This window comes from Xenophilus sp., from assembly GCF_044462705.1.
Taxonomy (GTDB): domain Bacteria; phylum Pseudomonadota; class Gammaproteobacteria; order Burkholderiales; family Burkholderiaceae_C; genus Xenophilus; species Xenophilus azovorans.
Genome location: NZ_JBIQNC010000003.1, coordinates 8,043 through 17,751, shown reverse-complemented (window position 1 = coordinate 17,751; position 9,709 = coordinate 8,043). Strand labels below are relative to the sequence as shown.

The 9,709-nt window shown below is 72.1% G+C and carries 7 protein-coding genes; 4 read left to right on the top strand and 3 right to left on the bottom strand.

Annotation, left to right across the window (positions count from 1 at the left end):
• Positions 1 to 2,510, bottom strand: a 2,510-nt coding sequence (locus ACIY1X_RS01200) for a transglutaminase family protein (protein ID WP_399677506.1), incomplete at its 3' end; no start/stop codon positions are given.
• 143 nt (positions 2,511 to 2,653) lie between these two features.
• Here ACIY1X_RS01200 and ACIY1X_RS01195 point away from each other — a divergent pair.
• The 3 genes from ACIY1X_RS01195 to ACIY1X_RS01185 all read left to right on the top strand — a co-directional run bounded on the left by ACIY1X_RS01195 (position 2,654) and on the right by ACIY1X_RS01185 (position 7,704).
• Positions 2,654 to 5,119: a DNA internalization-related competence protein ComEC/Rec2 gene (locus ACIY1X_RS01195; RefSeq protein WP_399677407.1), complete on the top strand. Its 2,466-nt coding sequence runs from the start codon at positions 2,654 to 2,656 to the stop codon at positions 5,117 to 5,119.
• Positions 5,120 to 5,201: 82 nt separating this feature from the next.
• The gene (locus ACIY1X_RS01190; protein ID WP_399677405.1) at positions 5,202 to 6,728 is read left to right on the top strand and encodes a circularly permuted type 2 ATP-grasp protein; all 1,527 of its coding nucleotides are present in this window, start codon (positions 5,202 to 5,204) and stop codon (positions 6,726 to 6,728) included.
• Positions 6,729 to 6,747: 19 nt separating this feature from the next.
• Positions 6,748 to 7,704, top strand: coding sequence for an alpha-E domain-containing protein (locus tag ACIY1X_RS01185; RefSeq protein ID WP_399677403.1), 957 nt, complete (start codon positions 6,748 to 6,750; stop codon positions 7,702 to 7,704).
• Positions 7,705 to 7,712: 8 nt separating this feature from the next.
• Here ACIY1X_RS01185 and ACIY1X_RS01180 read toward each other — a convergent pair whose 3' ends face one another.
• Positions 7,713 to 8,321, bottom strand: coding sequence for a DNA-3-methyladenine glycosylase I (locus ACIY1X_RS01180; protein WP_399677401.1), 609 nt, complete (start codon positions 8,319 to 8,321; stop codon positions 7,713 to 7,715).
• 27 nt (positions 8,322 to 8,348) lie between these two features.
• Here ACIY1X_RS01180 and ACIY1X_RS01175 point away from each other — a divergent pair, with 27 nt between their 5' ends.
• Complete coding sequence (locus tag ACIY1X_RS01175; RefSeq protein ID WP_399677400.1) at positions 8,349 to 9,080, top strand: zf-TFIIB domain-containing protein; 732 nt, start codon at positions 8,349 to 8,351, stop codon at positions 9,078 to 9,080.
• Between the two features lie 13 nt (positions 9,081 to 9,093).
• On the opposite strand, the gene ACIY1X_RS01170 is transcribed toward ACIY1X_RS01175, so the two are convergent.
• Positions 9,094 to 9,709: FGGY family carbohydrate kinase (locus ACIY1X_RS01170; protein ID WP_399677398.1), on the bottom strand; the 616-nt coding region annotated here is incomplete at its 5' end.

Here is a 9,709-nt window from a genome sequence, read left to right as displayed (position 1 = left end):
TCCTTGAGCGCGATCTCCAGCTCGTAGACCTGGTCGTTGCGCGCCTCGTCCACGCGCGGCGCCTGGCTGGTGGGGCCGATGAAGAGGCCCGAGAACAAATACGACAGCGACGGGTGGTTGTGCCAGTACAGCAGCAGGCTGGCCAGCAGCTCGGGCTTGCGCAGGAAGGGGCTGTCGGCCGGCGTGGCGCCGCCCAGCACGAAGTGGTTGCCGCCGCCGGTGCCGGTGTGGCGGCCGTCGGTCATGAACTTCTCGGCCGCCAGGCGCGTCTGGAAGGCGGCGTCGTAGAGGAACTCGGTGTGCTGCACCAGCTCTCCCCAGTCGTGGGCCGGGTGGATGTTGACTTCGATCACGCCGGGGTCGGGCGTGACCTGCAGCAGCTTCAGGCGCGCGTCGCGCGGCGGCGGGTAGCCTTCCAGCACGATCTGCACGCCCAGTTCCCCGGTGGTGGCCTCGACGGCGGCGAGCAGGTCGAGGTAGTCCTCCAGGAAGGCCAGCGGCGGCATGAAGACGTAGAGGACGCCGGAGGCGCTGCCCTGCTTCTCCGCCGCGGGGCCGTTGGCGCGGCGCGGGTCGCGCGCCTCCACGCACAGGGCGGTGCGGGTGATCCCGTGCGCCGACTGGAAGCGGCCGGGCGCTCGCGTGTCGTCGCCGGCCGGCGGCAGCGGGGCGGCGCCCGGGTGCTGCATGCGCAGCGCGGCGCCCGGCTGCGGCGGCGGGCCGAAGGCGTAGGGCACGTCGCCCAGGTCGGTGGCCGGCACGCCCTCGCCGGCGTAGCGCCCGCGCAGGTCGTCTGCCGGGGGCAGTGCCGTCGGCGGCGCATTCGGATCGCGCTCAATCAGGTAGGGGAATTCGCCCTTGCTCACCCACGGCTGCGAATCGAGCGGCAGCCGGTAGCCCATGGGCGAGTCGCCGGGCACGAGGTAGAGCCGGTCGTCGCGCAGGAACCAGGGGCCGGTCTTCCAGCGCGGGCCGGCGAGCTGCGGGCTGCCGCTCGCGTTGGAGGTTGGCTCCAGCGGCAGCACGTAGCCGATCACCGCATCGAGCTTCTGCGTGAACACGCGGCGCAGGCGGGCGCGCTCCAGTTCGTCGTCCAGCTTCGAATCGAAGGGGTCGACGTTCACCGGCAGGCGGCGTTCGCGCCAGAGGTAGTAGTAGACGTCCTCGTAGGCGGGCTGGATGAAGGAGGGCGCGAGGCCCAGCTTCTGCGCCAGCCGGTGCGTGAAGCGCTCGGCGTCGGCGCTGGTGTAGTTCGCCGGTTGGCGCTCGTCGGCGAACAGGGCCGGATCGTGCCAGGCCGGCTGGCCGTCGGCGCGCCAGAAGATCGACAGCGCCCAGCGCGGCAGCTGCTCGCCCGGGTACCACTTGCCCTGGCCGAAGTGCAGGAAGCCGCCCTGGCCGTATTCCTCGCGCAGCCGGTGCACCAGCTCGGTGGCGTAGCCGCGCTTGGTGGGGCCGAGGGCGTCGGTGTTCCACTCAGGCGCATCGCGGTCGCTGCTGGCGACGAAGGTGGGCTCGCCGCCCATGGTCAGGCGCACGTCGCCGGCCGCCAGGCGCGCGTCGACCGCGTCGCCCAGCGCCAGCACGGCGGCCCACTGGTCGTCGGTGTAGGGCCGCGTCACCCGCGGCGACTCGTACACGCGCGTGACCTTCATCTCGTGGCCGAAGTCGACCTCGGCCTCGTCCACCAGGCCCTCGATGGGCGCGGCGCTGGAGGGTGCGGGTGTGCAGGCCAGCGGGATGTGGCCCTCGCCGGCCAGCAGGCCCGAGGTGGCATCCAGGCCGATCCAGCCGGCGCCGGGCAGGTAGACCTCGCACCAGGCGTGCAGGTCGGTGAAGTCGTGGTCGGTGCCGCTCGGGCCGTCGAGCGACTTGACGTCGGGCGTGAGCTGGATCAGGTAGCCTGAGACGAAGCGCGCCGCCAGGCCCATGTGGCGCAGCAGTTGCACCAGCAGCCAGCCGGAGTCGCGGCAGGAGCCGCTGGCGTTGGCGAGCGTCTCCTCCGGCGTCTGCACGCCGGGCTCCATGCGGATCAGGTACCTGACGTCCTGCTGCACCTGCTGGTTGAGCTTGACCAGGAAGTCCACCGTGCGCTGCTCGCTGCGGTCGATCTTCTCCAGGTAGGCGGCCACCAGGGGCGTCAGCGGCTCGGCGGCGAGGTAGGGCGCCAGCTCCTCCGCCTGCGCCTTCGCGTATTGGAAGGGCACGGTTTCGGCATGCGGTTCGAGGAAGAAGTCGAAGGGGTTGTAGACCGCCATCTCGACCACCAGGTCCACCGTGACCGTGAACGCGGTGGTCTTCTTCGGGAACACCAGCCGCGCCTGGTAGTTGGCGAAGGGGTCCTGTTGCCAGTTGATGAAGTGCTCGGCGGGCTCGACGCGCAGCGAGTACGAGACGATCTTGCTGCGGCAGTGCGGCGCCGGCCGCAGCCGCACGACCTGCGGGCCCAGTTGCACGGGGCGGTCGTAGGTGTACTGGGTGACGTGGTGGAGGGCGGCGTGGATCGACATGGCTGATGAGGTCTCGTGCTGGATCGTGTGCATGACGCAGAGCCGCCCGGTGCAGGCGCGGCGTCATACTAGCTGACGCAAAAGCAATTAATGCGCCACGGAACCTGCCGGTCCGGGGCGGCAAAGCACAGGGAGCAGGCAGGATGACGGGAGGCATCGCGGGGCGGCATGCGGCCGCGTGGCATGCGCGGATGGCGTGCCTGGCGGGCACGGTGGCGGGGGCGGCGCTGCAACTGCAGCAGGCGTCGCTCTGGCCGGCCGCGGTCTATGCGGCGGGTGCCCTGGGTGCGCTCGCCGGGCTGTGGCTGCTGCGCCGCCTGCGGCCGGGGCTGCGCATCGCGTTCCTGCCGGCGATGCTGTGCGGCATCGCGCTGGGCCTGGCCGCCGCCGGCCTGCGCGCCGGCATGCATCTGGCCGACGCCCTGCCGGCGTGGATGGAGGGGCGCGACGTGGAGGTGGTCGGCGTGGTCGCGCAGATGCCCCGGCGCAATGCTGCGGGGCAGCAGTTCCGCCTCGACGTGGCATCGGCACGCTGGACCGCGGACGGGCCGGATGCGCCGGCGCCCCGCCTGCCGCCGAGCCTGGCCCTGGGCTGGTATGCCTCCGGCACGTGGGCGGGACCGCAGGATGCGGACGCCGCCGCGCCGCTGCCGGCCGTGCACGCGGGCGAGCGCTGGCGCTTCACCGTGCGGTTGCGGGCACCCCACGGCACGCTCAACCCGCACGGCTTCGACTACGAGCTGTGGCTGTGGGAGCAGGGCGTGCAGGCCACCGGCACGGTGCGCGCCGGACCGCGCGACTCGGCTCCCGAGCGCCTGGATGGCTCGGGCGCTGCCTTCCGCCGACCTGTCGAGCGCGCCCGCGAGGCGGTGCGCGACGCGATCCTCGAACGCGTGGCCGACCGCCAGCGCGCCGGCGTGGTCGCGGCCCTCGTCACCGGCGACCAGGCCGCCATCGACCGCGCCGACTGGGACGTCTTCCGCGCCACCGGCGTGGCGCACCTGATGTCCATCTCGGGCCTGCACGTGACGATGTTCGCCTGGCTGGCCGGCGCCGTGGTCGGCGCGCTGTGGCGGCGCAGCACGCAGCTGATGCTGCGGCTGCCGGCACAGCAGGCGGCGCTGGCCGGCGGCCTGGCGCTGGCGGCGGCCTATGCCCTGTTCAGCGGCTGGGGCGTGCCGGCGCAGCGCACCGTCTGGATGCTGGCGCTGGCGGCGCTGCTGCGCCTGGGCGCGCGCCGCTGGCCCTGGCCGCTGGCCTGGCTGCTGGTGTGCGCGGGCGTCGTCGCGCTGGACCCGTGGGCGCTGATGCAGGCCGGCTTCTGGCTCAGTTTCGTCGCGGTGGGGGTGCTGTTCGCCACCGATGCCGGCGCCATGCCCGCGCAGGCGGGGGCGGCACGGCATGCAGGCGCACGGCTCGTGCGCCTGCTGCGCGAGCAGGCCGTGGTGACGCTGGCGCTGGCGCCGCTGGGGCTGCTGCTGTTCCAGCAGGTGTCGCTGGTGGGGCTGGCGGCGAACCTGGTCGCCATTCCCTGGGTGACGCTGGTGGTCACGCCGCTGGCGATGCTGGGCGTGCCGGTGCCGGCGCTGTGGGATGCCGCGGCCGGCGCGGTCGGCCTGCTCGGATGGCTGCTGCAGGCGATGGCGGCGTGGCCGGGCGCCACGTTCTCGGCCGCTGCCCCTCCGCTGTGGGCCGGGGCCGCGGGCGTGCTGGGCGGCCTGCTGCTGGCGATGCGCCTGCCGCCCTCGCTGCGCCTGATGGGCGTGCCGCTGCTGCTGCCGGTGCTGCTGTGGCAGGCGCCGCGGCCGCCGCCAGGCGAGTTCGAACTGCTGGCCGTCGACGTCGGCCAGGGCAACGCCGTGCTGGTGCGCACCGCGCGGCACACGCTGCTGTACGACGCGGGCCCCCGCTACAGCCAGGACAGCGATGCCGGCCACCGCGTGCTGGTGCCGCTGCTGCGCGCGCTGGACGCGCGCGTCGACACGCTGCTGCTGAGCCACCGCGACACCGACCACACCGGCGGCGCCGCCGCCGTGCTGGCGATGCAGCCCGGTGCCACGCTGCTGGGCACGCTGGAGCCGGACCATCCGCTGCAGGCGCTGCGCCCGCAGCAGCCCTGTGCGGCCGGGCTGCAATGGGAATGGGACGGCGTGCGCTTCGCCGTGCTGCATCCGCAACCCGGGCAGGCCGTCGAGGGCGTGCGGCCCAACACCGTGTCGTGCGTGCTGCGGGTGGACAACGGCCGCGCCAGCGCACTGCTGGCCGGCGACATCGAGCGGCCGCAGGAACTGGCGCTGGTGGCCGGCGATGCCGCCGCGCTGCGCGCCGACGTGCTGCTGGTGCCCCACCACGGCAGCAAGACCTCGTCGAGCGCGGCCTTCCTGGCGGCGGTGCGGCCCCGGCTGGCCGTCGTGCAGGCCGGCTGGCGCAACCGCTTCGGCCATCCGGCGCCCGAGGTGGTGGCGCGGCTGCGCGGGCAGGGTGCGCAGGTGGTCGATTCGCCGCGCTGTGGCGCCCTGGGCTGGCACAGCGCGCAGCCCGACGCCGTGCAATGCGAGCGCGGCGTGCGGCGACGCTACTGGCACCACACGCCGCCCCCGCTGCCGTGACATGCACGACAAAAGCTGCTCGCACGCCGCGTGAAGCTGGTCCTGAACTTGCTAAGCTATGGCCAAGGAGATCGGTCGTTCCATGCACAAGTTCGATGAAATGTACGACCGGCTGCCCTACGAGGGCGCCGGCATCCGGCAGCACTATCAACGGTACGACCAATGGCTTGCGAAGCAGCCCACGGAAGTGATGCGGTCGCGCCGGGAGGAGGCGGAGATGATCTTCCGCCGCGTCGGCATCACCTTCGCCGTTTACGGCGCCAAGGACGAGGACGGTGCCGGCACCGAGCGCCTCATCCCCTTCGACCTGCTGCCGCGCATCATCCCGGCCGACGAGTGGGCCGCGATGGAGAAGGGCCTGGTGCAGCGCGTCACCGCGCTCAACCGCTTCATCCACGACATCTACCACGACCAGGAGATCGTCAAGGCCGGCATCGTGCCGGCCGAGCAGATCCAGGGCAACGCGCAGTTCCGGCCCGAGATGATCGGCGTGCAGGTGCCCAACGACATCTACTCCAACATCTCCGGCATCGACATCGTCCGCGCGCCGGATTCGTCGGGCAAGGGCGAGTACTACGTGCTGGAGGACAACCTGCGCGTGCCCAGCGGCGTGAGCTACATGCTGGAGAACCGCAAGATGATGATGCGGCTCTTCCCGGAGCTGTTCGCGCAGAACCGCGTGGCGCCGGTGGCGCACTACCCCGACCTGCTGCTGGAGACGCTGCGCGCCAGCGCCTGGCCGACCGCGGCCGAGCCCACCGTGGTGGTGCTCACGCCCGGCATGTACAACAGCGCCTACTTCGAGCACGCCTTCCTCGCGCAGCAGATGGGCGTGGAGCTGGTCGAGGGGCAGGACCTGTTCGTCAAGGACGACTTCGTCTACATGCGCACCACGCGCGGCCCGCGCCGGGTGGACGTGATCTACCGCCGGGTGGACGACGACTTCCTCGATCCGGAGGTGTTCCGCCCCCATTCCACGCTGGGCTGCGCCGGCCTGATGCGCGCCTACAAGGCCGGCAACGTGGTGATCTGCAACGCGGTGGGCACCGGCGTGGCGGACGACAAGTCGATCTATCCCTACGTGCCGAAGATGGTGGAGTTCTACCTGGGCGAGCAGCCCATCCTGAAGAACGTGCCCACCTGGATGTGCCGGCAGAAGGACGACCTGGACTACGTGCTGGCGAACATGAAGGACCTGGTGGTCAAGGAAGTGCACGGCGCCGGCGGCTACGGCATGCTGATCGGCCCGGCCGCCACGCAGGCCGAGATCGACGAGTTCCGCGAGGTGGTGCGCGCCAAGCCCGACGGCTACATCGCCCAGCCCACGCTCAGCCTCTCGACCTCGCCCACCTTCGTCGAATCGGGCATCGCGCCGCGCCACATCGACCTGCGGCCCTTCGTGCTGAGCGCCAAGGAGGTGCAGATGGTGCCCGGCGGCCTGACGCGCGTGGCGCTCAAGGAGGGCTCGCTGGTGGTCAACTCCTCGCAGGGCGGCGGCACCAAGGACACCTGGATCCTGGAGCCGGAGGGGCGCTTCGGCTCGCAGTCCCAGTCGCAGTCGCAGCGCCAGGGCGGCGGCCAGGGCCAGACGCAGAGCCAGTCGGCCTGAACCGGGGGAGGACCAGAACATGCTTTCGCGCACCGCCGACCACCTCTACTGGATGTCGCGCTACACCGAGCGGGCGGAGAACACCGCCCGCATGCTCGACGTCAACTACCAGACCTCGATGCTGCCGCAGTCGGCCGAGGTCGCGCAGCTCGGCTGGCAGGGCGTGCTGTCCATCAGCGAGCTGCGGCCGGCCTACTTCGCCAAGCACGATGCCATCACGCCCGAGGGCGTCATGGAGTTCATGGTCAGGGACGAGAGCAACCCCTCGTCGATCATCTCCTGCCTGAAGGCCGCGCGCGAGAACGCGCGTGCGGTGCGCGGCGCGCTGACCACCGAGTCGTGGGAGACGCAGAACACCACCTGGCTGGAGGTCAACCGCATGCTGCGGCCGGGCCAGTTCGAGCGCGACCCCGGCGCCTTCTTCGAGTGGGTCAAGCACCGCTCGCACCTCTCGCGCGGGGTGACGCTGGGCACCATGCTGCAGGACGAGGCCTTCCACTTCTCGCGCCTGGGCACCTTCCTGGAGCGCGCCGACAACACCGCGCGGCTGGTGGACGTGAAGTTCCACGCCATGGGCAGCGAGTTCTTCGGCGCCACCACCGAAGAGCACCAGGAGTACGACTTCTATCACTGGAGCGCGATCCTGCGCAGCGTCTCCGGCTTCGAGGTCTACCGCAAGGTCTACCGCGACGTGATCAAGCCCGAGCGCGTGGCGGAACTGCTCATCCTGCGCGTGGACATGCCGCGCTCGCTGCACCACAGCCTGAACGAGGTGGTCAACAACCTCGGCAAGGTGGCCAACGACCAGAGCGCCGAGACGCTGCGCCGCGCCGGCAAGTTGCTGGCCGAGCTGCAGTACGGCCGGGTGGACGAGATCCTCGCCACCGGGCTGCACGCCTACCTCACGCAGTTCCTCGACCGGGTGAACGAGCTGGGCGGGCGCATCAGCCAGGACTTCCTGGTGCCGGCGCACTAGCCGTCGGGCTAACGGCCCGGCCGGTTGAAGGCGGCGCGGGCGCGCTCCACCTCGGCGCGCGTCACGCAGTCGCGCGCGTGGTCGTTGACCAGGCCCATCGCCTGCATGAAGGCGTAGACGGTGGTGGGACCGACGAACTTCCAGCCGCGCTTCTTCAGGTCCTTGGACATCGCGATCGAGGCGGCCGAGGTCGAGACCGGCGCCGATGCATCGGCCGGCGGCGCCTCGTGGCGCCACACGTAGGCGGCCAGCGAGCCCTCGCCGGCGATGAGCGCCTGCGCGCAGCGGGCGTTGTGGATCACCGCCTCGATCTTGCCGCGGTGGCGCACGATGCCGGCGTCCTGCAGCAGCCGCTCGACGTCGCGCTCGCCGAAGCGGGCCACGCGGTCGATGTCGAACCGGTGGAAGGCGGCGCGGAAGTTCTCGCGCTTGGCGAGGATCGTCCGCCAGCTCAGTCCCGACTGGAATCCCTCCAGGCTCAGCTTCTCGAACAGGCGCCGGTCGTCGTCGACCGGGAAGCCCCATTCCCGGTCGTGGTAGGTCGTGTACTCGGGGGTGGCGGCGCACCAGTGGCAGCGCAGGCGGCCGTCGGGGCCGGGCAGGGTGGGCGTGTTCATGGTCCCGTCCAGTATGCTCCACGGGCCATGTCGTCCTCGCCGCCCGCCTGCCCCTCCTGCCGCCAGCCGATGGAAGTGCACCAGCTCGCCACGCACACCGGCGTGCCGACCGAGCTGGACATCTGCTTCGCCTGCCAGGGCCTGTGGTTCGACCCGCAGGAGAGCCAGCGGCTGGCGCCGGCCGCCGTGCTGGAGCTGTTCGAGCGGCTGCACGACCACCGCGACGACGCGCACGGCCCGCTCGGCGCCTCGCTGGCCTGCCCGCACTGCCGGCGCACGCTGCTGCACGGCTTCGACGTGGTGAAGAGCGGCCGCTACGTCACCTACCGCTGCCCGCAGCGGCACGGGCGCTTCGCCACCTTCTCGTCCTTCATGATCGAGAAGGGCTTCGTGCGCATGATGACGAAGCCTGAGATCGAGGACCTGGCCAAGCGGGTGCAGGCCATCTACTGCAGCGGCTGCGGCGCGCCGGTGGACATCCGCCGCGACCACGCCTGCCCGCATTGCCGCGCGCCTTTCTCGCTGCTCGATCCGCAGGCGGTGGAGCAGGCCCTCAGGCGCCACGCCGACGGCGCCGCGTACGCGGCCCGCGGGCCGGTTGCACCGGCGGCGGGCCAGGTCGACCTGGCCGATGCGCTGGTCGCCATCGAGCGCGACAGGCAGCGCGCGCTGCGCGAGGAGGAGAAGCAGCGGCGCGAGGGCACCGTCGACCTGTGGGCCGCCGGCGTGGAACTTGTCTGGCGGGCGCTGAGCCGGTAGGCGGCAGGGCGGGTCAGGCGGCCGTCGCCTGGCGCACGGCATGCTCCCAGCGCGCCATCGCCTCGTCGGCCTGGGCGCGGCTCATGGTCGGCATGAAGCGGCGCTGCGCACGCCACTGGCGGCTCAGTTCCTCCGTGCCCGCGTACACGCCGCAGGCGAGGCCGGCCAGGTAGGCGGCGCCCAGCGCCGTCGTCTCGACGACTTCCGGCCGCACCACCGGGATGCCCAGCAGGTCGGCCTGGAACTGCATCAGCAGGTCGTTCACGCTGGCGCCGCCGTCCACCCGCAGCTCGGCCACCGGCGCGCCGCCGGCGGCTTCGGCGTCGCGGCTCATGGCGAAGAGCAGGGCGGCGCTCTGGTACGCGATGCTCTCCAGCGCCGCGCGGGCGATGTGGGCCACGGTGGTGCCGCGCGTGAGGCCGGTGATGGTGCCGCGCGCGTCGGCCTTCCAGTAGGGTGCGCCCAGGCCGGTGAAGGCGGGCACCACCATCACGCCGCCGGCGTCGGGCACGCTCTCGGCCAGCGCCTGCACCTGGCCGCTGCCCTGGATGGCCTGCAGGCCGTCGCGCAGCCACTGCACCACGGCGCCGCCGACGAAGACGCTGCCTTCCATCGCGTATTGCGGCTGC

Excerpts from the sequence above, each read along its gene's own strand:
- ACIY1X_RS01175 (WP_399677400.1), top strand. The coding sequence starts at position 8,349 with ATGTCGTCCTCGCCGCCCGCCTGCCCCTCCTGCCGCCAGCCGATGGAA.
- ACIY1X_RS01190 (WP_399677405.1), top strand. The coding sequence starts at position 5,202 with ATGCACAAGTTCGATGAAATGTACGACCGGCTGCCCTACGAGGGCGCC.
- ACIY1X_RS01195 (WP_399677407.1), top strand. The coding sequence starts at position 2,654 with ATGACGGGAGGCATCGCGGGGCGGCATGCGGCCGCGTGGCATGCGCGG.
- ACIY1X_RS01180 (WP_399677401.1), bottom strand. The coding sequence starts at position 8,321 with ATGAACACGCCCACCCTGCCCGGCCCCGACGGCCGCCTGCGCTGCCAC.
- ACIY1X_RS01185 (WP_399677403.1), top strand. The coding sequence starts at position 6,748 with ATGCTTTCGCGCACCGCCGACCACCTCTACTGGATGTCGCGCTACACC.